Below are 21,799 nucleotides of genomic sequence, written 5' to 3' on the forward strand. Positions count from 1 at the left end.
CCTACGCTCACACCATGATCACTCTCACGTCCTCCGCCTCGCACGTTCGCCGTGCTCCGGCGCGGATCGGGCGGTAACGATGTCTCCGCTGACGGGGCTGGCCTTCCTGGCCGGCCTCGTTGTGCTTTCCCTGGTGATCGGGCTGGTGCTGCGTGCCCGGAACGGTCGGGTCACCCATCCCGCCGCGGATGATCGCCTGGACCCGGGCCTGTTTGGTGTGGATGCCCTCGGATCCACGGCCACGGTGGTCCAGTTCAGTACCGAGGTGTGCGCGCGCTGCCCGGGTACCAAACGGCTTCTGACCGCCCTCGCCGATGAGCGCGAGGGTGTCGATTTTGTGCACGTGGATGTGACCCACGATCCCGCCCTCGCCAGTCGGTTCAACCTGCTGCAGACCCCGACCGTGTTGGTCCTTGACGGTGCCGGTCGCACCTCGGCCCGGTTGTCGGGAGTGATCGCACGGGAGAGCGTGATCGCCGAGCTTGATGTGGTGGGGGAGGGAACCCGTGCGCGGGGGTGAGCCGTTGCTGTCGGCCCGATTTGATGCGCTGGCCGATGTGCGGATCCGAACCGAACCATCCACTCGGAATGCCCGAGAGGTTGTGTCCGCCGGTGGTGCCTTGTCGGCGCTCGCCGCGGCAGCCGAAACAATTCCTGCACCTGCACCTGCACCCGCTCCCCAACCCGATCCTGGAGAAGCCCATGTCCGCAGCTGAAAGCCCCGTTCGCCCCGGTCCGCCGCCCGGAACCGTCGACCCGCGTGCACCGCGTGTGGGTGCGGCCATCACGTCGGTGCTGCTGATTATCGGGGTGTTCCTCGCGCTGATCGGGACCTCGGCCGGCGGCAACTTCGGCGGGCTCTCGCTCGGGCAGCGGGTCGCCAATCCCGGATTCCTCGTCCAGTTGCTAGTCGCGGTGCTGTTTGCCTGGTCGCTGATCGCCCCGGCCAGCCAGCCGCTGACCGTGATCTTCCGCCGCCTGGTACGTCCGCGCCTGTCGCCACCCACCGAGTGGGAGGATGCCCGGCCGCCGCGATTCGCCCAGGCCGTGGGCCTCACCGTCGTGGGCATCGGACTGGTGCTGCACCTGATCGGGGTGCCCTGGGCGCTGGTGATCGCCGGGTCCGCCGCGTTCATCGCCGCCTTCCTCAACGCGACAATCGGCTTCTGCCTGGGCTGCGAGATCTACCTGCTGCTGGTGCGGGCGGGGCTGATCGGACGCGGGGAGCGCGCGGCGGCCTAGCCCGACGAACTTTTGGGGATTGCTGGTCGTCCCGACTAGAGTGAACATTGTTCAGGAGAACGCCGTTCAGGTCGGGAGGTTGTGGTGAGTCAAGCCCGTGGTGAGTGCCCGGGGGCCCCGCCGCTGTCCGAGGGGAGCGAGGTTTCGTGAGTCCGCGGATCGTCCCATTTCGTGGGGATACGGATGCGGTGCTGCGCCGCCTCGAGGAGGTCCTTGAGGCCGGTGACATCCCCCTGATCGGAGATACCCGTTGGCCCGCCGCACAGTGGGACGCCGTGCGCGCTCTGGCCGAGGAATCGACACCGGCGGCGGGCGCGACATGGGCGGCCGCCACCTCCGGAACCAGCGGTACCCCGCGCATTCTGCTGCGATCGGAGGAGTCCTGGGCGGCGTCATACCCCACGGTTTCCGAGTTGCTCGGAGATGCTGCAACGATCGTTCTGCCCGCGCCCCCGGCATCCTCGCTCACACTGTTTTCGCTCGCCCATGCACGCTCGGGGCTGGGGCCGCGACCGGTTTTTGACGCCGAGTCGATCCGGGAAGCCGAGGCCTTCCACGGAACCCCGCAGGGCCTGCGGCAGGCGCTGGATGCCGATGCAATCCCATCGGTCCGCACGGCGCTCATCGGCGGCTCGCACCTGGATCCGCGACTGCGGGCCCGCGCCGAGGAGCGCGGCATTCGGGTGTTCACGTACTACGGTGCCGCCGAACTCTCGTTTGTGGCGCTCGACCGAGGCGACGGGTTGCGTGCCTTTCCCGGGGTCGAGCTGGAGGTGCGCGCGGGTGTCCTCTGGGTGCGCTCGACCTTCACTGCGCTGGGGTATCTGGGCGCAGACGGCCCGCTGCGGCGCGACGGGGACTGGGTCACCGTTGGAGACCTGGCCGAACGTGACCACGACGTGCTGCGCCTTCGTGGACGCGCGGACGGTGCCATCCAGACGGCCTCGGCCACGGTGATTCCCGAGGAGGTGGAGGCCGGGCTTCGGCGCATCCCGGGGGTTCGTGACGCGGTGGTTTTTGGCTATCCGGCCGGCAGCATCGGATCGCTGGTCGCGGCGATGATCGAGACCGAGAGTGCACCCGGTGAGCCGGGGGAGGCGCTCACGCTCGACCTCCTGCGTGAAGCGGCATCCGATCGGCTTGCCCCCACCCAGCGCCCTCGGCTCTGGTTTGCCGGGAGCCTGCCCCGAACCGCGGCGGGCAAACCCGCCCGCGCCGAGATTGTGCGGCGAGTTCTCGCCGGAGAGGTGGATCGTGTCCCACACTGAACCCGTCATCATCGCCGCCCGGCGCACCCCGATCGGGACCCGCGGACGTGCCCTCTCTCACCTTCGGGTGGAGGAGTTGGCGGCACCGGTGATTGTCGCGGCGCTGGAAGACGCGCGCGCCGCGGTGTCCGCCGCCTCGTTATCAGCGACCTCGGTGTCCGCCGCCTCGTTGTCCCAGACCTCGTTGTCCCCGGCTTTGACGTTGCCGGCCGGGGCGTCTATCCGGTCCGCATCCGATCGCGAGGTGGCCGGGGGTGCCGAGGCACCGCACCGTGTGCGGCCCGAAAAGCTGCACATCGCCGACGTGATCCTCGGGAACTGTATGGGTCCCGGCGGCAATCCGGCGCGGGTCGCCGCACTGGCCGCGGGCCTCGGCGTCCACACCCCCGGCGAGACCGTGGACCGTCAGTGTGGCAGCGGATTGGCGGCGATCCTCGACGCGGTGACCGCCATTCGCGCGGGCGATCCGCGTCCCCGCATTGCCGGAGGTGTTGAAAGCGCCTCGACCGCCCCCGTACGCTCGATGGACGGGATCGCCTATGACCGTGCCCCGTTTGCACCCGCGGGATTCCCCGACCCCGATATGGTCCGCGCGGCCGAAAATCTGGCCGCCGCGGACGGGATTTCCCGTGCCCGGCAGGATGCCCACGCCGCCCGGAGCCACGCCCGTGCCCTGGCCGCCCGGGATGCGGGTCGCTTCCGAGACGAGCTGGTGGGTTTGGGTGGACTCGAAGCCGATGACGCCATCGGTGGCGCGGCGGCTATCCTGGGCCGCCTCCCCGCCCTGTTCCCCGGGGGCAGCCTGACCGCCGGCACCTCCACCCGCATCGGCGACGGTGCCGCCGCGACCGTGGTGGTGCCGAGGGCGCTGGCCGGGGGAGCGCCGGGTCTGATTTTGCGGGGGCACGCGGTGGTGGGCTGTGATCCGGCGCTCCCAGGCATCGGCGCGGCTCCGGCGATCCTCGCGGCCCTGGAGCGCGCCGAAGTTTCGCTCGCGAGCATCGCCGGCATCGAGATTGTCGAGGCGTTTGCCGCCCAATCCCTCGCCGTGCTTGATCGGATCGGTGTGGATGAGGACGACCCCCGGGTCTGCGCCGACGGTGGCGCGCTCGCCCTGGGACATCCCTGGGGTGCCAGCGGTGCCGTCAGCATCGTGCGGCTGTTCAGCCGTCTGGTGCGCGGGGGAGCGCCGGCCGGCACGCTGGGGATCGCCGCCGCATCGATCGGCGGCGGAATGGGCGTGGCCGCGGTTGTGGAGGTGGTTCGATGAGCGTGCATGTGTACGGTCCCACCGTGGATGAGCACACCCGCTGCATCCACTACGCTACCGAACTGGATGTGATCGCTATCCGCTTTATCTGCTGCGATCGCTACTATCCCTGTCACCTGTGCCACCAGGAAACCGCCGATCACCCCGCCACGCCCTGGCCCGCGGATGCCCGCGACCAGCCCGCGGTCCTGTGCGGGATGTGCGGGGCCGAACTCAGCGTCACCGAATACATGGCCGCGGATGCCTGCCCGCGCTGTGCGGCACCGTTCAACCCCGGGTGTGCGCTGCACTATCCACTGTATTTCGCCTCGTAGGGTGGGGGCGGAGCGTACCCGGGTCGATCGGCACGCCGACGCAAATGCCACCGTGTGCCAAAAATGATACTGTGTGGTCATGGTACCGGCGTCTTCCAGCTCCCGAGAGGTTGGCCTGCGTGATCGCAAGAAGGCCGAAACTCGGCGCGCCCTCTCCGAGGCTGCCCAGCTGTCCTTTGCCGCGGGTGGCCCCACCCTGGAGCGCATGTGCGCCGATGTGGGGGTGTCAAAACGCACCTTTTTCCGCTACTTCTCGGGGCGTGAAGACGCGGCGATGATGCCGCTGCAGGACCAGTGGAACGCGTTTAGGGTGATTCTGGATGAGCGTCTACACGACGTGAGATCCGGGGTCTCGGTGTTCGCGGTGGTTCAGGAGGCTTTTGCCGAGGCGACGCGAGTGTGCGCCGAGCGAGATCCCGACTGGATCATCACTATGCGACGGGCCCTGGTCCTGGAGACCGAACACGCATCGATCGTCGCGCACAATCTCGGTTTTAGCGCGACCCTCACCCCCGCGATAGCCGCGGCAATCGCCGCCCACGCGGGGGCACCCACGCTTCGAGCACGCCTGCTCTTCGAGGTGTTCGTGGTGGCAGTGCGGGCGGCTCAACACTCGTGGTTGAATGCTCCGCGCGGTTCCGAGAACGTGGAGGTGCTCCTCGATCAGCTGGACCGCGCCGTGGCGACGCTGGCACCGAGTCTTGGCCTGCGGGTGCGCGTCGCGCGCTAGAAGCGCGCCGAGATTCCGCCGTCGGCGTGCAGGAGTTGGCCCGAGATCCAGCGTCCCGCCGGGGACACCAGAAACGTGACATAGGCACCGATATCGGCCGGGGTTCCCAGTCGACCCTGCGGGGTGAGTCGGGTCAGTTCGGCGCGGGTGTCATCATCCATCCAACCGGTATCGATCGGGCCCGGATTGAGGACGTTGGCCGAGATGCCGCGCGGACCCAGTTCTCGGGCAGCCGAGATGACCACGCGATCCAGGATTCCCTTTGACGCGCCGTAGGGGAGATTGCCGGTCACGTGATCGCTGGTCAGCGCGATGATTGCCCCACCCGTTTCCGGTGCCTGCCGGGCGAAGGCGGTGAGGAGGAGGAAGCTGGCGCGGGCATTGACCGCGACATGGAGGTCAAAACTCTCCGCACTGGTGTCGAAGAGTCCGGATTCCACATCGTGTGCGTGGCTGAGGATCAGCGCCTCGATCGGGCCGTGATCTCGCACCACCGCATCGATCAGGGCCTCGGGCCCGCCCGGCACGGTGAGGTCGGCGGGATAGTCGGTACCGTGCAGGTCGCTGGTGGCAACCGTCCAGCCGGCGGTGCGGAGCGCGGCGGCGATACCAGCGGCGATGCTGTTGTCGCGGGCGGCCCCGGTGATCAGAGCGAGGGACATGCCGCGAGTCTAGCGGCCCGCGGTGAGCTCGGCCAGCAGCGCCTCGACCCGGGCGCGGATCTCGTCGCGGATGTCGCGGACGGTCTCGATGCCCTGCCCGGCGGGATCGGTGAGTTCCCAATCCTCATAGCGCTTGCCGGGGAAAATGGGGCAGGTGTCGCCGCAGCCCATCGTGATCACCACGTCCGCCTGCCGGACGGCATCGGTGGTGAGGATCTTGGGGGAGTAGGCGGCGATATCGATGCCCACCTCGGCCATCGCCTCGACCGCAATCGGGTTCAGAGCATCCCGGGGTTCGGACCCGGCCGAACGCACATCCACGCGGCCCCGGGCCAGATGCTCCAGGAAACCGGCGGCCATCTGGGAACGGCCGGCGTTGTGTACACAAACAAACAGGACGGTGGCGATGGGGGACATGAGACTCCTCGGGTGGATATTGATGGGGATCAATGTATAGGATGACTATACATTGATGTCCATCAATATGAAATGGAGACCTCGTGTCGCACACCCCATCCCTCACCCTGGCGCTCACCGATATCTCCGGACGCGCCGAAACCTGTGAGCCCGGGGGCGCGGCGGCCACGCTCGATCGTGCCGAGGCCGAAAAGTTCGCCGCCCGACTCCGGGTGATCGCCGATCCCACCCGCCTGCGACTCATCTCTCTGGTGTCCGCGCAGACGAACCGTGAGGCGTGCGTCTGCGATCTGACCGAGCCGCTGGGCCTCACCCAGGGCACCGTCTCCCACCATCTGAAGATCCTGGTGGAGGCTGGCATCTTCACCCGCGAACAGCGCGGAACCTGGGCCTACTTTGGTCTGGTGCCCGGGGCGCTGGCCGCGTTGGGCACCGAGGTCCAGGCGCTTTAGGGTCCGTTCGGCCCCTCGCCGCCAGCCCTCGTAATCGGGCCGGACACGGCTCACTCGACTCAAAACTATTGCGCCGCGCCGAGCATGGGGCCCCAGCAGGGCGCATAATCAATTCATCCCCGCAGGCCAAGGAGCCCCCACGTGACCGTTGTTGCCATCGCCATCTTTGTGATCACCCTGGTGCTGGTGATCTGGCAACCCCGCGGACTCGGCATCGGCTGGAGCGCGCTGGGTGGTGCCGCACTGGCGCTGCTCACCACCGTGGTGAGCCTGAGTGATATCCCCACGGTCTGGGACATCGTGGGCAACGCGACGTTCGCGTTTGTGGGGATCGTGCTGATCTCGCTCATCCTGGACGAGTCCGGGCTCTTCGAGTGGGCGGCCCTGCACGTGACCCGCTGGGGACGCGGCAACGGACGCGCGCTGTTTGTCCTGGTGATCCTGCTCGGGGCGGTGATCTCGGCGCTGTTTGCCAACGACGGGGCAGCGCTGATCCTCACCCCGATCGTGATCCAGATCCTGCTCGCCCTGAAATTCTCGGCCCGCGCGTCGCTGGGCTTTGTGCTCGCCTGCGGGTTTATCGCCGACGCCGGCAGCCTGCCCCTGGTCATCTCCAACCTGGTCAACATCGTCAGCGCCGACTACTTTGGGGTGGACTTTGCCCGCTATGCACTGGTCATGGTTCCGGTGGGAATCGTGACCGTGGCGGCGAGCCTCGGCGTCCTCTACCTGGCGTTTAGACGCTCGATTCCCCGACGCTACGATCCGGCCTCCGCGCCCGACCCACGCTCGGCGATTCGCGATCCGCTGACCTTCACCGCCGGTTTTGTGGTGCTCGGGGTGCTGCTGGTGGGCTACTTTGTGGCCGACCCGCTGCACATCCCGCTCTCCATTGTGACCGCCGTGGGCGCGCTTGCGCTGATCCTGGTGGCCGCCAGGCAGCCCGCATTCCTCTTCAGCCGGGCGAAGTCCCTCGAGGCGGGCGAGGGGGCGGGCACGGCCCCCGATGGGAGCGTGCGGCTGCGGCGCATCTCGGTCACCAAGGTGGTGCGCGAGGCACCCTGGCAGATCGTGATCTTCTCGGTGGGGATGTACCTGGTGGTGTACGGGCTGCGTAATCAGGGCCTGACCGATCACCTGGCCGGAGTGTTTGCCGAGCTCGGTAACCACGGCGTGTGGATCACTGCCCTGGGTGTCGGGGTGATCGTCGCGATCCTCGCCTCGATCATGAACAACCTGCCCACCGTCCTGATCGCGGCCCTGGCCATCGGTGCCGCCGGGGCGACCGGGCTGACCCACGAGGCCATGATCTACGCCAACGTGATCGGCTCGGACCTCGGCCCCAAGATCACCCCGATCGGCAGCCTGGCCACCCTGCTGTGGCTGCACGTGCTGGATCGCCGCGGCATCCACATCGGCTGGGGACGCTACTTCAAGACCGGCATCGTCCTGACCCTGCCGGTGCTGGTGATCTCGCTGGCGAGCCTGGCCGGCTGGCTGCTGATCATCGGATAGCGCGCCCGCGCGCGGCTACTTCTCACGTCGGGGCAGTCCCGGCGGGTTGAGTGCCGAGGTGGGCAGGATCTCCTCGGCCACGCCCCAGGGTTCCAGGGCTCGGGCGAGCGTCCCAGTGTCGATCAGGGTTTGCAACACGGTGTGTACCGGCTGTGCCAGCCCATTGCCGCGCGCCGTGGCCGCGCCCACATCGGAGATATCCGGCCAGCCCGCCTCCACCGTGCCCACCACCCGGACCTCCTGATCGGCTGTGGCACGGAAGATCGCGCTGGGGTTCGGGCCCAGGATGCCATCCACCCGGCCGGATTTCAGTGCCAGGAGCGAGGCGGCCTCGTCATCAAAATACTGCAGGGTGAGGGGCTTGAGCCCGGCCGCCCGGTTGGCCTGGTCCCAGTTCAGTAGGATCTGCTCCTGATTGGTGCCCGACCCCACCACCAGGGTGAGCCCGGCCACATCCTTAGCCTCGGCGATGCGGGTGATCCGCGAGTCCGCGGCAACCGTGAAGGCGTGCAGCCCGCGACGATAGGTTGCAAAGTCAAACAGGTCCTTGCGCTCCTCGGTGACCCCCACATTGGAAATCACCAGGTCGTACTTGCCCGACTCGACCCCGAGGGGCCAGTCGGCCCAGCTCACCACCACCAGGTTGAGCGTGAGGCCCAGGCCGTCGGCGATGAGCTGCGCGGTATCCGGTTCGCTCCCCACGGTGGCCCCGTTTTCGGAGACATAGCCCAGCGGTGGGGTAAACGGACTGATGGCGACCGTGAGTTTTCCGGCGGTGGCCGGGGTGAAACCGCTGGCCGAGAGCTCGGCAACCGCCTCGGGAATGGCCGGGGTGCGCACGCGCTCGCGCTGCTGGTCGGGGTCGCTGTACACCCGTTCCTCGGTCGCGTCCGTCTGTTGGGGGCGCAGCGGACCGGCCACCAGTCCCCAGGTGATCCCGGCCGCCAGCAGCGCCACCACCGCTGCACCGATCACAATTCCACGCGTGTTTGCCATGAGTGTTTCCCTCCCCGATTCCCGGGGTGCGGGTGCGCGCCCGGGTGCGGATCACGGTACGCGCGTCGCCGGGTCCGGGGAGGCCGCGAGGTGATCGTGCGTCACATCCAGACATCGGGGGTCATCTGCGTCCAATCTGGCACGGTGCCCCGGAGGTAGATTTTGCGAGTGTGCGCCGGGCGACTCTAGGCCAGTACGGCGCTCACGCCGTCGGCAAGAACCGTGTGTTCCTGCTCCAGGGTCGGACGATTCTCCCCGGCGATCCGCCCGATTGCTAGCCCATCGGTGATCGCGATGAGGAATCGGGTATGACGGTCAACATCCGTCTCCGGGAGCGCCCCTTCTCCCGCCAGGATCATCAGCCAGCCGCGTATGCGGCTGCGTGCATGATCGGCGTAAAAGCCCCACACCTCGTCGGCACCCGCGGCGGCACCCGGGCCGAGGAATGCCGCAACAACCGTGCGCAGGGAGTCCGCGTTGATCTCCGGAGGGACAAACTGCATGAGGCACTCGGTCAATCGGGTGTGGGCATCAACCGAAGAATCCTGGATACGGAGGTCGATAATGGTGTCGTCAAAGAAGGTAGCCAGCACCGCATGGTGGAGGTCCTTCTGCGCGGGGAAGTAGTGACGCAGCGTGCTGGCACCCACGCCCGCTCGGGCGGCCACCGCACGCACGCTGATTCCTTGCGGATCCTGCTCGAGGAGCTGGGCGCGGGCCGCACTCACGATATCGCTGCGACGATCTGCGCTCACGTGGGCCTCCGGGGTTCTGGAAGGGGGCGGGGACGATGATGGGCATAGCCCCCGTGCTTATCCCTAGTTTATGAGCTGGGTTACCCCGAAGCTGGCAATGGTGCCGGTGAGTGCGCCCCAGAGGACAATCGAGATGACCTGCCACAGGATGACCCTGCGCCGGCTCGCACCCAGGCCAATCATGACCGGACCCGAAATCTGGGTGGGGTGGACCAGGAATGAGACGCCGGGGACGCCGAAACGGTCAAACATTCTTGCAACTTTTGCGCGGCGCGGCGACGGCGCATCCGGGTTGTCATGCTTGCCGAATCGTGTACGAAGGGCTCCGGCTCCGAAGATCAGTGCCAATACCGCGATGAGGTTGCCGGCGATCGCGGCCCCGGCGGCCACCACCGGATTCAGTCCGGCAAAGACGCCGATGACGGTGCCGAGGTAGGACTCGACAAACGGGATCATTCCGATCAGCACAACCCCGAGCATCTGCAACCACTCGGGAAGGCCGCTGACAAAGTTTTGCAGGTTTTCGATCATGGGGTCCTCCGAGTCGGATGAAATGGGAATTAGCACACCGTGCTAGTACAGCGTACCAGTACGGTGTGCTAATTCTCCACACCCAGCCGCTAGCGCTGGCTGGCCACAAACGCCACCATCTCGCGCACCCGCTCCAGGTTCAGGCCCATCTTCCAGGACACCAGCTTGATGATCGGCACCTGCTCCACCATCCGCAGCAGTTCGGGGGCACCGCCGGCGGCAAACGCCTCCATTCGGTCCCGAACGCTCTGCAGCAGCGGGCCACCCACCGGGTGCGCAAACCACTCACCCACGGTGGAGTGCTCGCTGAGCTCGGGCACCCAGCCGTCTCCGGGTACCGCAATGGTCTCGCTCAGGTGGATGCGCCGGGAGGAGGAGCCGACCTGCACGGTGTAGGCCCCGGCATCCACGCGCCAGCGGTGCTGGCCGGCATCCCAGGTGGCGAAGTCGCGGGCGTTCAGGTGCAGGGTTACCCGCTCGCTTTCCCCGGGGGCCAGGTGCACCTTGGCGAATCCGCGCAGCTCCTGGGCAGGGCGGGTCGGAGTGTTCTCGGTGGTGCCCACATAGAGCTGAATCACCTCGGATCCGGCGCGCTCGCCGACGTTGGTGACGGTGGCCGACACCAACCAGGTGTGGGGATCGGTGCCCGGCACCACGGCGAGATCGTCATAGTCGAAGCGGGTGTAGCCCAGGCCGAAGCCGAACTCATAGGCGACCGGCACATCCAGCGTGTTGTAGTGGCGGTAGCCCACGTAGACGCCCTCGCCGTACCCTACGTGTCCGTCGCGTCCGGGGAAGTGCAGGAACGACGGGGTGTCCGAGAGGCGTAGCGGGATGGTCTCGGTCAGGCGTCCACCGGGGGAGGCTAGGCCAAACAGGACCTCGGCGGTGGCCAGGCCGCCGCCCTGACCCAGCAGCCAGGTTTCCAGGATCGCCTCCACCGAGGATGCCCACTCCGCCACCTCGACCGTGGCCCCGTTGGAGAGCACCACGACGATCGGGATGTTCAGGGTGGTCAGGCGTTCAAGCAGCGCGAGCTGTCCGGCGGGCAGCGCCAGGGTGTCGCGGTCAAAGCCCTCGGATTCGAAGCCGTCGGGCAGGCCCAGGAACAGCAGGATCCGGTTGGCACCGGTCGCCGCGGCCACGGCCTCCTCGGTCATGGCCGCGGCGGTTTCCGGGTTATCGGTGAGCGAGAATCCGGGTGCAAAGGCGACGTTTTTGGCGCCGATCAGCGCGGTAATCTCCTCGAGGGCACCGGATAGGCGGGTGGGAACCACGCGGCTGGATCCGCCACCCTGATAGCGCGGGGTGCGGGCGAACTCGCCGATCACCGCGATCCGCGCGTCGGCGGCGGGATCCAGCGGCAGGAGGTCACCCTCGTTGCGCAGCAGGACCATCGCCTCGGCCGCGGCATCGGCGGCCAGGCGGTGGTGGGCATCCACATCCACCGGATCGGTCGCGAGTGCCGGGTCGGTGGTGCGCGCGGCCAGCAGACGCAGGCGCTCCGCCACGGTGTCCAGCACGGCCCCATCAAGGGTGCCGTTGTTGACCGCGTCCACAATTTCGGCATCCGTGTCCGACGGCGGCATCTCCAGATCGAGGCCCGCGGCAACCGAGGCGACCCGGTCATTCACCGCGCCCCAGTCGGACATGAGCACGCCGTCAAAGCCCCACTCGCCGCGCAGCAGGTCCGTGAGCAGCGCCGGGTCCTCGCTGGCGAAGGTGCCGTTGATGCGGTTATAGGCCGACATCAGCGCCCAGGGCTGCGCCTCGGTCACCACGTGCTCAAACGCCGGGAGGTAGATTTCGCGCAGGGTGCGCTCATCCACGTCGGCGCTCACCCGCATGCGGTCGGTCTCCTGGTTGTTGACCGCGAAGTGCTTGGGGGTTGCGGCCACGCCCCGGGACTGGATGCCGCGCACCAGGGCGGCGGCGATCCGTCCGGTGATGTGCGGGTCCTCGGACACGTACTCAAAGTTGCGCCCGCCCAGCGGGGAACGCTTAATGTTCATGCCCGGACCCAGCAGCACGTGCACCCCCTGCTCGCGTGCCTCGCGGCCCAGCGCCTCGCCGATGCGGTGGGCGAGGTCCACGTTCCAGGAGGACCCGAGGCCTACGGCGGGCGGGAAGCAGGTGGCCGGGACGCTGTCGCCGATGCCGAGGTTGTCGCCGCCCTCCTGCTGGCGACGTAGGCCGTGCGGCCCGTCGGTCAGGATCAGTCGTGGGATATCTCCGGCGGCGGTGGAGTACCAGGTGGCGCTGCCCGAGGTGAGCGAGGCCTTTTCTTCGAGGGTCAGCTCGGCGGGGGAGTCGGGGGAAGGGGATGTCATCGAATCGGTGTCCTTTCGGGGTGGCCCGCGGTAACGCCGGGGCGATACTCGGGAAAACTGGGAGCCGGTCGCGGGGTGATCCCCAGGGTGCGCAGAAAGACCACGAGTGAATCGTAGGTCGTGACGCGGTCCGGCGCGAGCATCCACTGCAGCTGCAGGCCGTCGGCGAGGGCGACAAACTGGCGTGCGGCATCCAGTGGGGAGATATCCACCGGGGGCGGCGACTCGGCAAAGAGCTCGGCGAAGGCGCGTCCGGCCACCGTGCACAGCAGCTCGTAGCGATCGGCGAAGAAAACGTGCGCCGGATGCTCGGGGTCGGTGGCCTCGCTGGACACCTTCACAAACAGCGAGACGATGCCCGGGCGATAGACGTTGTCATGGATCACATGCAGCGCCCATTCGAGTACCTCGAGTCCGTGGGCGCCCGCGCGCAGCTCGGCGATATCCGAGCTGTCTCGGCGACGCAGCACCTCGAGTAGCAGCTCGTCCTTGCTGCCGAAATGGTGCAGTAGACCCACGTGGCTGATGTGGGCGTTGGCCGCGATCTCGCGGATCGAGACGCCCTTGAAGCCCGATTCGGCAAACAGCTCAAACGCCGAGTCGATGATGCGGGTGCGGGTCTGTCCGCCCTTGCGAGTCGGTGGCGTGGGGGTCACTGGGTCCTCATCTCCTCGCTGAAATCCGGTGTGTGGCGGCGCGAATGCCCCGCTGAAAATAAAAAGTACCACATGGTAGAAAAATGTGTATAGGATGACGTACACCCCAACTGGGGACCCCCCAAACCGATCCCGATTTCGATCAGTGATCTAAGCAACGAGGTTTAGAACTATGAAACTTGGAAAGTGGAGTGGCTTTGCCGCACTCACCCTCGCCACGGGTGTTTTGCTGTCCGGATGTGCGGGCGCAGCCCAATCTCCGGCGGCATCCGACACCCTCAACATCGCCACGCTGACGGTTCCGCAGAGCCTGGACCCGATCAACGCCACCGGCAGCAACGTGCCGTTCTTCCAGGCCGTCTATGACACCCTGATCCGTCGCCAGGCCAACGGCGATTTCACCCCGATGCTCGCCACCAAGTGGGAGTACAACGCCGACAACACCCAGCTCACGCTCACCCTGCGCGACGACGTGAAGTTCCACGACGGCACACCCTTCAACGCCGAAGCGGTCAAGGCCAACATCGACCGATTCCGAGCCAGCACCGGAGCTGACTCCAAGGGTCTCAAAAACGTTTCCGAGGTCACCGTCGTAGACCCCACCCACGTCACCATCGCGCTGAGCGCGCCGGATCCCAGCCTGCTGTTCCGCCTGAGCGACTCGGCCGGACTGATGGCCAACCCTGCCGCCTTTGCCAACCCCGATTCGCTGAAGACCACCCCCGATGGCACCGGTCCCTACGACCTGGACAAGAGCAAGACCGTCATCGGCACCAAGTGGGTCTACGACCGCGACGCCAAGTACTGGGGCGACAAGCTGCCCTATCAGACGCTGACCCTGAGTGTCTTCGACAACGAAAACGCGATCGTCAACGGTCTGAAGACCGGCCAGATCGACACCGCCCTGCTGCAAAGCGCCGACCAGCGCGCCGCGGCCAAGCAGGACGCACAGTTGAAGATCCAGGACTCCAACGTCGACGTGCAGAGCATCATCCTGTTTGACCGTGCCGGCGCGATGGTCCCCGCCCTCGGTGACGCCCGCGTGCGCCAGGCGCTGAACTATGCCATCGACCGCGACATCATGCTCAAGCAGATCCGTCAGGGCCTCGGCGTCACCACCAGCCAGATGTTTGGCACCGACACCCTGGGCTATGACAAGTCGCTGGACAACTACTACACCCACGACCCCAAGAAGGCCAAGGAGCTCCTGGCCGAGGCCGGCTACGCCAACGGGTTCGACCTGACCCTGCCGCGGATGGCGGCCATCGTGGACGATGCGCTCGCCGCCTCGCTCAAGGCTGACTTCGCCGCGGTGGGGGTCAAACTCACCTGGCAGGACGTGGATCAGGCCACCGCGCTCAAGCAGATCTTCACCGATAAGGGCTTCCCCGGCCTCGTGCTGAGCCTCGGCCAGCCGGCAAATGACTGGCTGATGATCTCCAGCCAGCTGCAGCCGGGCTCGTTCAACATCTTCGGGTACACCGATCCCGAGGCCACCGCGCTGATCACCAAGATCCAGCACGAGTCCGTGGCCGATTCGAAGGCCGATGCCCAGGCGCTCAACAAGCACATCGTCGAGCAGGGCTGGTTCATCCCCTTCTACCGCCAGACCTACGCCCTGGTCACCGATGGCAGTGTCAACGTGACCCAGCAGTCGGGTATGGCCGTGCCGTCGATCTACAACTACACCCCGGCCAAGTAACAGGTAAGGCTCGTCCCCACGACCATGATTTCCTTTCTCATTCGACGACTCCTGGCGAGCATCGTCCTGCTGTTTGTCATCTCGGCAATAGCATTCCTTCTGCTCTCGGCCCCGCACACCGATGTGGGACGCGTCCTGCTCGGTCAGGCGGCGGAGCAGAGCCTCGTTGACGCAAAAAACGCGGAGCTCGGCCTCAACCAGCCGGTACTGGTGCAGTACCTCACCTGGTTGGGCAACGCGCTCCGGGGTGACCTGGGCACGTCCTGGTTCACCAGCGAGAATGTGCTCAGCGCGATCGGCAACCGGATCCCGGTCACCCTCTCCCTGATGGTGGGTGTGACCCTGATCACCGCGGTTGTCTCGTTTGCGCTGGGGATCTGGGCCGGTGTGCGCCGCGGCGCCGCCGACCGGTTTGTCCAGATCATCGGGGTCGTGGGGTACGCGCTGCCCGGCTTCCTGGTCACCCTGATCATGGTGCTGGTGTTTGCGGTTCAGCTGCGCTGGTTCCCGGCGATCGGCTACGTGGACTTCTTCACCTCCCCGGCGGGCTGGCTCTCGACCGTGACACTGCCGATTCTGGCCCTCTCGGTGGGCTCGATTGCCGGGGTCTCCCAGCAGGTGCGGGCCTCGGTCATCGAGGTCATGCGTAAGGACTACGTGCGCACGCTGCGCTCGCGGGGGCTGAGCCCGCGCCGGATCATCTTCCGGCACGTGCTGCGAAACGCCTCGGCCCCCGCCCTCACGGTGCTCGGCATGCAGTTCGTGGGCATGCTGGGCGGCGCGGTCATCGTCGAGCAGATCTTCGGTCTGCCGGGTATTGGCAGCATGACCGTCTCCTATACAACCCGGGGTGATATCCCCATCATCATGGGCCTGGTGATGTTCACGGTGATCGGCGTGGTGGTTATTAACCTCCTCGTGGACGTCGTGGTGAGCTGGCTCAACCCGAAAGCGAGACTCGCATGAGTGATCCCATTCCGGACTCGACCGCCGCGATTGCGTTGGCCCCCACGGCTCGCCCGGTCACCGCGTTCCGCCGCTTCCTGAGCAAGCCCCTGGCCGTGGCCGCGGCGATTGTGCTGGCCATCGTGGTGCTGGTGGCGATCTTCGCGCCGCTGCTGGCTCCGTTTGATCCCGGTGCCTCCTCGCTCAAGGATGCCTTCGGCCCCGCCGACGGAACCCACCTGCTGGGCTTCGACTCGGCCGGACGCGACGTCTTCAGCCGCCTGATCTGGGGTGCCCAGAACACCATGAGCGGTGCGGGGATTGCGCTGATCGTGGCGCTGGTCCTGGGCATCCCGACCGGTCTGATCGCCGGATACTACGGGCGCTGGTTCGATTCGGCCTCGAGCTGGATCGTGAACCTGGTGATGTCCCTCCCGGCGATGGTGGTGCTGCTGGCCTCGCGGGCGATCCTCGGGCCGACCGTCTGGGTCCTGATGATCGTGATGGGTGTCCTGGTGGCTCCGAGCTTCTTCCGCCTGGTGCGCGGCATCGTGGGCAACGTCCGCAACGAGCTGTATGTGGACGCCGCCCGGGTATCGGGTCTGCGGGACTGGCGCATCATCGGTCGCCACGTGTTCATCGTGGTGCGTGCGCCGATCATCATTCAGGTGGCCCTGGTCGCCGGCGTGGCCATCGGCCTGCAGGCGGGTCTGGAGTTCCTGGGCATCACCAGCGGCGACACTCCGACCTGGGGTGCGATGCTCAACGAGGCATTCCAGAACATTCAGCGCGCGCCGCTGCTGCTGCTCTGGCCCGGCCTGGCCCTGGGACTGACCAGCGCCTCGCTGGTACTGCTGGCCAGTGGACTCTCCGACGTGCTGGGCGAGCGCGGTGCCCCCGCCGCCCGCCGTCGCACCCGCAAGAACGCAGCCCCCGCGGTCGTGGTTCCCAGCACCTCGGTGCCGGCCCCCGCAAGTCGCGGCGCGCTGCTCTCGATCCGCGACCTGGCCGTGAGCTACGAGCTGGCCGACGGGAGCGACCGTGAGGTGGTGCATGGCATCAACCTCGACATCGAGCCCGGGGAAATCCTCGGCCTGGTGGGGGAGTCCGGTTCGGGAAAGAGCCAGACGGCGTTCTCGATCCTGGGCATCCTGCCCGAGGGTGGATCGGTCTCCCGCGGCAGCGTGACCATTCAGGGCACCGAGGTCATCGGCCTGGCCGAGAAGAAGCACCGCGAGCTGCGCGGCACCGTGGTGGCCTATGTGCCGCAGGAGCCGATGAGTAACCTCGATCCGTCCTTCACGATCGGCGATCAGCTCGCCGAACCGCTGCGCGTGCGCCTGGGACTCTCCAAGCAGGCGGCCAAGGCGCGCGTGCTGGAGCTGCTGCAGATGGTGGAGATCGCCGATCCCGCCCGCACCTTCGCCGCCTACCCGCACGAGATCTCCGGTGGCATGGCGCAGCGGGTGCTGATCGCCGGGGCCATGTCCTGCGACCCCGACCTGCTGGTGGCCGATGAGCCCACCACCGCGCTGGATGTGACCGTGCAGGCCGAGGTGCTCAGCCTGCTGCGTCGCCTGCGCGCGGACCGCGGCATCGGCGTGCTGATCGTGACCCACAACCTCGGCGTGGTTGCCGACCTCTGCGATCGCGTGGCGGTCATGCAGCAGGGTCGGATCGTCGAGCAGGGCACCACCGAGCAGATCCTGGTCACCCCCGAACACCCCTATACCCGCCAGCTGCTGGGGGCCGCACTCGACGGTGTCGATGCGCGTCCCGAATGGCAGCCCCGATCCACGGAGGTCTCCGCATGACCCGGGAAAACTCGCTCCTTGAGGTCAACAACGTGCGCGTCGCGTTTGGCAGCAAGGGGTTCCGGAAGTCCCCCAACGAGGTGCTGCACGGCGTCTCCCTCGACGTCCGTGAGGGCGAGACGATGGGGCTGGTGGGGGAGTCGGGCTCCGGCAAAACCACCATCGGTCGGGCGATCCTCGGACTGGCCCCGGTCTCCGGGGGCGAGATCCTGTTCCAGGGGAAGCGGATCGACAACCTCTCGGCCCGACACCGCCGCTCGCTCAGCCGCGACATCCAGGTGGTGTTCCAGGATCCCTACACCTCGCTGAACCCGGCGATCTCGATCGGTGACACCCTCTCCGAGCCGCTGCTTGCCCAGGGCTACACCTCGCGCGATGCCAAGCGCCGGGTGGGCCAGCTCCTGGATCGGGTGTCCCTGCCCGCGGATGCGCTTGAGCGCCTGCCTCGGGAGTTCTCCGGCGGGCAGCGCCAGCGGGTCGCGATCGCCCGGGCGCTGGCGATCAGCCCCAAGCTGATCGTGTGTGATGAGGCCGTGTCGGCGCTCGACCTCACGACTCAGCGCACGGTGTTGGAACTGCTGCTGGAGATCCAGGAGCAGACCGGGGTGTCCTACCTCTTTATCTCGCACGACCTGGCGGTGGTGCGCTATATGAGCCACCGCATCTCGGTGATCTACCGCGGCGACATCGTCGAGACCGGCACCGCGCGGGAGGTCACCGACAACCCGCAGAACCCGTACACCCGCAAGCTCCTGCTCTCGGCCCCGATCGCGCAGCCCGCCGAGCAGGCCGCGCGCCGGGCCGCCTATGAGCGCGAGTTTGCGTCCACTCCGCGATAATCCAGACGGTAAGGAAGCTCTCCCCTGATGACACACACAACCCCCTCACCCATGGTTCCGCTGCCCGCCTCGGTGCACCTGGGCGACCCGATTGCGCTGGGTGTGACCCTGCGGATCGAGGTTGCGCCCGGGCTCGACGCGGTCCTGGACACGTTTGCCACGCTGGCCCGGCGCACCCGCGGGGTGGAGGTCGAGCCCGTTGCCGTGGGGATCGACGCCCGAATCCGGGTCGAGCTGGGCCTCGACCCGGAGACGACCGGGATCGCCCCGGCCGCGGGTTTTGACCCGCGGCCGGTCCCCGCCGACGAACGCTTCACCATCGACACCCACGAGGGCCTGGTCCTGCTGCGTTCGGCCTCGCCCGAGGGAGCGTTCCGCGGCCTGGTCACCATTCTGCAGGCGCTGGACACCTCGGGTCCCGGGCTCGTGCTGCCCGCGCTCACGATCGTGGACGGCCCCGCCTTTGCCTGGCGGGGGCTCTCTTTCGACACCGTGCGGCACCTCTACCCGACCGCCGAGATCGAGGCGGTGATCGACCTGCTGGCCTATCACCGCATCAGCGTTCTGCACCTGCATCTGAGCGACACCCAGGGCTGGCGACTGGAATCCACGGCCTATCCGCGGGTCGCCTCGGTCTCGACCGCGGGGGAGCGTGAGCACTGGACTCGGGAGGAATTCCGGGCGCTGATCACCTTCGCCGCCGCGCGGTTTATCACGATCATCCCCGAGCTGGACCTGCCCGGGCACACGGCCGCGGCGATCGCCGCCTATCCCGAGCTGGATACACCCGGCACCTTCGATCACCCGCAGGTGAAGTTCCTCTCGCCCGAGAACCCGGAGGCCGTGACGTTTGCAACCACGGTCCTGAGCGAGCTGGCCGAGATCAGCCCCGGCCCCTACCTCCACATCGGCGGGGACGAGGCATTCGGCATGCCGGATGAGCAGTACGCGGACTTTGTCCGCCTGCTGCACGCCCACGTTCGGAGCCTCGGCAAACGCGTCATCGGCTGGCAGGAGGCGGCGCGGGCCGAGGTCTTTGAGCCGAGCGACGTGCTGCAATTCTGGATCGCCGAGAAGGACGCCTTCGACGCCGATGCCATGCGCGCCAGCGTCCCCGAGGAGTACCTGCCGCTGGTCGAGCTGGCCGCGAAAACCTTCGCCCACGCTCCCGGGGATATCGGCCTGGCGACCGGCCGGCAGACCCCGATCCTGGTGTCCTCCTCCTCGCCGCTGTATCTGGACCGTCGACATGCCGAGGGACGCGTGGATGCCGATGGCACCCCGCTCGCCGAGGCACCGGGCGAGCCCGGGTTCCCGCACTATGCGGCCGAACCGACCTCGGGTCTGAACGACTGGGATCCCGCCGCCCACGCCCGCACTGCGCTGAACGATGCCCGGGTGGTGGGGGTCGAGGCGGCGATCTGGGCCGAGACGATCGAGTCGATTGACGACCTGGCCTTCCTGCTGCTGCCGCGCCTTCCTCTGGTCGCCGAGCGGATGTGGCGGGCCGAGTCCCGCGAGTGGGCCGACACCGCCGCGCGCCTGCGCGCACAGACCCCGGTGTGGGACGCTCTCGGATTCGGTGGCTACTATCGCTCGGCCGAGGTCTTCGGCACCGCCGAGGTCTCGGCATGAGCACCCCGGCCGCCGCGCGCCTGGCCGCGACCCCCGAGCAGATCGCGCTGGCGATCGATATTGGCGGCACCACCATCAAGGGCGCCGCGCTCACGCGATCCGGTGAGGTGTGTGCCGAGTTCACGGTCCCCACTCGGGAGCAGCAGCGCGGCCCGCTGGACGGCGTCCGCCTGGTCCTCACCGAGCTGCAACGACGCCTGGGAGAACACGGGCGCGAGGCACACCGGGTGGGCCTCGCCTCGCCGGGGCTGATCGACACCCCCACCGGCACCGTCGGCTATTCGGCGAACCTCGGCTGGCGCGACCTCGCCCTCACCGACATCATTGCCGCGGAGTTCGACCTGCCCGCGGTCCTCCTGCACGATGCCCGCGCGGGTGCGGTGGCCGAGCGTTCGGCGCTGGCGGCGGCCGGGGAATCCGATGCCTCGCTGGCCTTCGTGCCGATCGGTACCGGAATCGCCGCCGCGCTCGTGGACGGCGGCCGGTTTGTGGCCGGCGGGGCCGGCGGCGCGGGGGAGTTTGGGCACATCGTGGTGGTGCCCGGCGGCGAGGCCTGCCCGTGTGGGCTCGCCGGATGCGTGGAAATCTACGCGTCGGCCGCCAACATCGTCCGCCGCTATCGAGAGCGCGGCGGCGTGGCCTCCGGGGCCGATCAGGTGGCCGCGCGGATCCCCACCGATCCCCGGGCCGCCGAGGTGTGGAGCGACGCGGTGGATGCGCTGGCACGTGGACTCGCCGCGCTGACCGCGATCCTCGATCCCGCCCGCATCGTCATCGGCGGCGGGCTGGGCCTGGCCGGGGATACCCTGCTGATCCCGCTGCGCGCGCGCACCCGCACCCTGCTGCCGTGGCGGCCGGTCCCGCCGATTGGAGCGTCGGCCACCGGGGCACGAGCCGGTCTGGTTGGGGCGGGCGTGGCCGCCTGGGGCGAGGAGGGTCCCGATGCGGGGTTTGTCGCCGCGGCGATCCGGCACCTGGAGGCCGCCTCGCGAGCGCACGGAGAGCACGACCAGCGAGCCAGCTAGCGCGTTGTGGTCTCCACCGGCAGCCCGATCGCGCCCAGATAGGTGAGGATCGAGCGCTCCAGATTCACCGTCTCGGGGGCATACTCCCACTGAATCTGCAGGCCGTCGGAGAGGGCCACCATGTGCTGGGCCGCCTGATCGGCGGGAACCAGGGGCGAGGTCATGCCCAGGCGTGCATAGGTGCGGGAAATCGAGTCGCTGATCAGGTCCTGGGCGGTCTGATAGCGCGCCACGAAGTGTTCATGGGCAGGATGGCCGGGATCGGTGGCCTCGCTGGAAATCTTCACATACAGCGGGATCATATGCGGCTGGGTGGTAATGCGGTGCAGGTGATCCAGGTACCAGCGCAGATCAATCAGCGGATCCTCGGAGCTCTTCTGCGCCTCGTGCAGCACCGTGAGCTGCTCGCGCAGGCTGTGCTCATCGGTGATGTCTCGGGACACCATGATCCGCATCAGGATCTCGTCCTTATTGGCAAAGTGGTGCAGCAGTCCCACATGGGTGATCTCGGCGCGGGCGGCAATCTCCCGTAGGGACACCGCGTTGAACCCCGACTCGGCAAACAGCTCGAGGGCCGCATCGAGAATGCGCTGCTGGGTACGAGCCCCCTTGGAGCCCTTTTTGGGGATTCGGGCACGCGATTGTGCCATCGTCAGAACGGCCGGGGCGGTGCCGGGATCGGGGCGTTCCGAGTTGCTCAT

The 21,799-nt window shown here is 67.7% G+C and carries 22 protein-coding genes; 14 read left to right on the forward strand and 8 right to left on the reverse strand.

The annotated features are described in order from the left end of the window. Positions 1-79: 79 nt before the first annotated feature. The 6 genes from M2390_RS01795 to M2390_RS01820 all read left to right on the forward strand — a co-directional run bounded on the left by M2390_RS01795 (position 80) and on the right by M2390_RS01820 (position 4,824). Complete coding sequence (locus M2390_RS01795; RefSeq protein ID WP_259176600.1) at positions 80-520, forward strand: thioredoxin family protein; 441 nt, start codon at positions 80-82, stop codon at positions 518-520. A 182-nt stretch (positions 521-702) separates the two neighbouring features. Beyond that, positions 703-1,242, forward strand: a complete 540-nt coding sequence (locus tag M2390_RS01800) for a DUF4395 domain-containing protein (protein ID WP_259176601.1) — start codon at positions 703-705, stop codon at positions 1,240-1,242. A 146-nt stretch (positions 1,243-1,388) separates the two neighbouring features. Next, positions 1,389-2,510 carry an AMP-binding enzyme gene (locus tag M2390_RS01805; protein ID WP_259176602.1) on the forward strand — a complete coding sequence of 374 codons (1,122 nt, stop codon included), beginning with the start codon at positions 1,389-1,391 and terminating at the stop codon, positions 2,508-2,510. After that, positions 2,497-3,780 (forward strand): thiolase family protein, encoded by a 1,284-nt coding sequence (locus tag M2390_RS01810; protein WP_259176603.1) that lies wholly within the window; start codon positions 2,497-2,499, stop codon positions 3,778-3,780. The genes M2390_RS01805 and M2390_RS01810 overlap by 14 nt, the downstream gene beginning before the upstream one ends. After that, positions 3,777-4,094: a CHY zinc finger protein gene (locus tag M2390_RS01815; protein ID WP_259176604.1), complete on the forward strand. Its 318-nt coding sequence runs from the start codon at positions 3,777-3,779 to the stop codon at positions 4,092-4,094. Before M2390_RS01810 ends, M2390_RS01815 begins: the two co-directional genes overlap by 4 nt. Before the next feature lie 79 nt (positions 4,095-4,173). Further along, positions 4,174-4,824, forward strand: coding sequence for a TetR/AcrR family transcriptional regulator (locus M2390_RS01820; protein WP_259176606.1), 651 nt, complete (start codon positions 4,174-4,176; stop codon positions 4,822-4,824). Here the strand turns inward: M2390_RS01820 and M2390_RS01825 are convergent. Both M2390_RS01825 and M2390_RS01830 read right to left on the reverse strand, forming a co-directional pair. Continuing rightward, entirely contained in the window at positions 4,821-5,486 is a 666-nt protein-coding gene (locus tag M2390_RS01825) for an SDR family NAD(P)-dependent oxidoreductase (protein ID WP_259176608.1), read from the reverse strand. The two genes, M2390_RS01820 and M2390_RS01825, sit on opposite strands and share 4 nt — an antisense overlap. 9 nt (positions 5,487-5,495) lie before the next feature. Next, positions 5,496-5,903, reverse strand: a complete 408-nt coding sequence (locus M2390_RS01830; RefSeq protein WP_259176609.1) for an arsenate reductase ArsC — start codon at positions 5,901-5,903, stop codon at positions 5,496-5,498. An 83-nt stretch (positions 5,904-5,986) separates the two neighbouring features. Between M2390_RS01830 and M2390_RS01835 the strand changes: the two genes are divergently transcribed. Both M2390_RS01835 and M2390_RS01840 read left to right on the forward strand, forming a co-directional pair. After that, positions 5,987-6,355, forward strand: a complete 369-nt coding sequence (locus M2390_RS01835) for an ArsR/SmtB family transcription factor (protein ID WP_396822365.1) — start codon at positions 5,987-5,989, stop codon at positions 6,353-6,355. Between the two features lie 141 nt (positions 6,356-6,496). After that, entirely contained in the window at positions 6,497-7,870 is a 1,374-nt protein-coding gene (locus tag M2390_RS01840; RefSeq protein ID WP_259176611.1) for an arsenic transporter, read from the forward strand. Positions 7,871-7,885: 15 nt separating this feature from the next. On the opposite strand, the gene M2390_RS01845 is transcribed toward M2390_RS01840, so the two are convergent. From M2390_RS01845 to M2390_RS01865, 5 genes are all read right to left on the reverse strand, one after another. After that, complete coding sequence (locus M2390_RS01845) at positions 7,886-8,866, reverse strand: ABC transporter substrate-binding protein (protein WP_259176612.1); 981 nt, start codon at positions 8,864-8,866, stop codon at positions 7,886-7,888. A 185-nt stretch (positions 8,867-9,051) separates the two neighbouring features. Next, entirely contained in the window at positions 9,052-9,621 is a 570-nt protein-coding gene (locus M2390_RS01850; protein ID WP_259176613.1) for a TetR/AcrR family transcriptional regulator, read from the reverse strand. Between the two features lie 63 nt (positions 9,622-9,684). Then, on the reverse strand, positions 9,685-10,152 hold the full coding sequence (locus M2390_RS01855) for a hypothetical protein (protein WP_259176614.1): 468 nt from the start codon (positions 10,150-10,152) through the stop codon (positions 9,685-9,687). An 89-nt stretch (positions 10,153-10,241) separates the two neighbouring features. Beyond that, entirely contained in the window at positions 10,242-12,482 is a 2,241-nt protein-coding gene (locus tag M2390_RS01860) for a glycoside hydrolase family 3 C-terminal domain-containing protein (protein WP_259176615.1), read from the reverse strand. Continuing rightward, positions 12,479-13,138 carry a TetR/AcrR family transcriptional regulator gene (locus M2390_RS01865; protein WP_259176617.1) on the reverse strand — a complete coding sequence of 220 codons (660 nt, stop codon included), beginning with the start codon at positions 13,136-13,138 and terminating at the stop codon, positions 12,479-12,481. The genes M2390_RS01860 and M2390_RS01865 overlap by 4 nt, the downstream gene beginning before the upstream one ends. A gap of 172 nt (positions 13,139-13,310) precedes the next feature. Between M2390_RS01865 and M2390_RS01870 the strand changes: the two genes are divergently transcribed. Genes M2390_RS01870 through M2390_RS01895 form a run of 6 tightly spaced genes read left to right on the forward strand, consistent with a single transcriptional unit; the run spans position 13,311 to position 21,098 of the window. Next, positions 13,311-14,840, forward strand: coding sequence for an ABC transporter substrate-binding protein (locus M2390_RS01870; RefSeq protein WP_259176620.1), 1,530 nt, complete (start codon positions 13,311-13,313; stop codon positions 14,838-14,840). A 24-nt stretch (positions 14,841-14,864) separates the two neighbouring features. After that, the gene (locus tag M2390_RS01875) at positions 14,865-15,806 is read left to right on the forward strand and encodes an ABC transporter permease (RefSeq protein ID WP_187976334.1); all 942 of its coding nucleotides are present in this window, start codon (positions 14,865-14,867) and stop codon (positions 15,804-15,806) included. Continuing rightward, complete coding sequence (locus M2390_RS01880) at positions 15,803-17,599, forward strand: dipeptide/oligopeptide/nickel ABC transporter permease/ATP-binding protein (protein WP_259176622.1); 1,797 nt, start codon at positions 15,803-15,805, stop codon at positions 17,597-17,599. The genes M2390_RS01875 and M2390_RS01880 overlap by 4 nt, the downstream gene beginning before the upstream one ends. Continuing rightward, complete coding sequence (locus M2390_RS01885) at positions 17,596-18,438, forward strand: ABC transporter ATP-binding protein (RefSeq protein ID WP_259176623.1); 843 nt, start codon at positions 17,596-17,598, stop codon at positions 18,436-18,438. Before M2390_RS01880 ends, M2390_RS01885 begins: the two co-directional genes overlap by 4 nt. Before the next feature lie 27 nt (positions 18,439-18,465). Next, positions 18,466-20,073, forward strand: a complete 1,608-nt coding sequence (locus M2390_RS01890; protein WP_259176624.1) for a family 20 glycosylhydrolase — start codon at positions 18,466-18,468, stop codon at positions 20,071-20,073. Further along, positions 20,070-21,098: an ROK family protein gene (locus M2390_RS01895; RefSeq protein WP_259176625.1), complete on the forward strand. Its 1,029-nt coding sequence runs from the start codon at positions 20,070-20,072 to the stop codon at positions 21,096-21,098. The genes M2390_RS01890 and M2390_RS01895 overlap by 4 nt, the downstream gene beginning before the upstream one ends. Here the strand turns inward: M2390_RS01895 and M2390_RS01900 are convergent. Next, a complete protein-coding gene (locus M2390_RS01900) occupies positions 21,095-21,799 on the reverse strand; it encodes a TetR/AcrR family transcriptional regulator (protein WP_259176627.1) in 705 nt (234 codons plus the stop codon). The two genes, M2390_RS01895 and M2390_RS01900, sit on opposite strands and share 4 nt — an antisense overlap.

It is taken from the genome of Mycetocola sp. BIGb0189 (assembly GCF_024810155.1).
Lineage (GTDB): Bacteria > Actinomycetota > Actinomycetes > Actinomycetales > Microbacteriaceae > Mycetocola > Mycetocola lacteus.

Excerpts from the sequence above, each read along its gene's own strand:
- M2390_RS01795 (WP_259176600.1), top strand. The coding sequence starts at position 80 with ATGTCTCCGCTGACGGGGCTGGCCTTCCTGGCCGGCCTCGTTGTGCTT.
- M2390_RS01800 (WP_259176601.1), top strand. The coding sequence starts at position 703 with ATGTCCGCAGCTGAAAGCCCCGTTCGCCCCGGTCCGCCGCCCGGAACC.
- M2390_RS01815 (WP_259176604.1), top strand. The coding sequence starts at position 3,777 with ATGAGCGTGCATGTGTACGGTCCCACCGTGGATGAGCACACCCGCTGC.
- M2390_RS01820 (WP_259176606.1), top strand. The coding sequence starts at position 4,174 with ATGGTACCGGCGTCTTCCAGCTCCCGAGAGGTTGGCCTGCGTGATCGC.
- M2390_RS01825 (WP_259176608.1), bottom strand. The coding sequence starts at position 5,486 with ATGTCCCTCGCTCTGATCACCGGGGCCGCCCGCGACAACAGCATCGCC.
- M2390_RS01830 (WP_259176609.1), bottom strand. The coding sequence starts at position 5,903 with ATGTCCCCCATCGCCACCGTCCTGTTTGTTTGTGTACACAACGCCGGC.
- M2390_RS01845 (WP_259176612.1), bottom strand. The coding sequence starts at position 8,866 with ATGGCAAACACGCGTGGAATTGTGATCGGTGCAGCGGTGGTGGCGCTG.
- M2390_RS01855 (WP_259176614.1), bottom strand. The coding sequence starts at position 10,152 with ATGATCGAAAACCTGCAAAACTTTGTCAGCGGCCTTCCCGAGTGGTTG.
- M2390_RS01860 (WP_259176615.1), bottom strand. The coding sequence starts at position 12,482 with ATGACATCCCCTTCCCCCGACTCCCCCGCCGAGCTGACCCTCGAAGAA.
- M2390_RS01870 (WP_259176620.1), top strand. The coding sequence starts at position 13,311 with ATGAAACTTGGAAAGTGGAGTGGCTTTGCCGCACTCACCCTCGCCACG.
- M2390_RS01875 (WP_187976334.1), top strand. The coding sequence starts at position 14,865 with ATGATTTCCTTTCTCATTCGACGACTCCTGGCGAGCATCGTCCTGCTG.
- M2390_RS01880 (WP_259176622.1), top strand. The coding sequence starts at position 15,803 with ATGAGTGATCCCATTCCGGACTCGACCGCCGCGATTGCGTTGGCCCCC.
- M2390_RS01885 (WP_259176623.1), top strand. The coding sequence starts at position 17,596 with ATGACCCGGGAAAACTCGCTCCTTGAGGTCAACAACGTGCGCGTCGCG.
- M2390_RS01890 (WP_259176624.1), top strand. The coding sequence starts at position 18,466 with ATGACACACACAACCCCCTCACCCATGGTTCCGCTGCCCGCCTCGGTG.
- M2390_RS01895 (WP_259176625.1), top strand. The coding sequence starts at position 20,070 with ATGAGCACCCCGGCCGCCGCGCGCCTGGCCGCGACCCCCGAGCAGATC.
- M2390_RS01900 (WP_259176627.1), bottom strand. The coding sequence starts at position 21,799 with ATGAGCAACTCGGAACGCCCCGATCCCGGCACCGCCCCGGCCGTTCTG.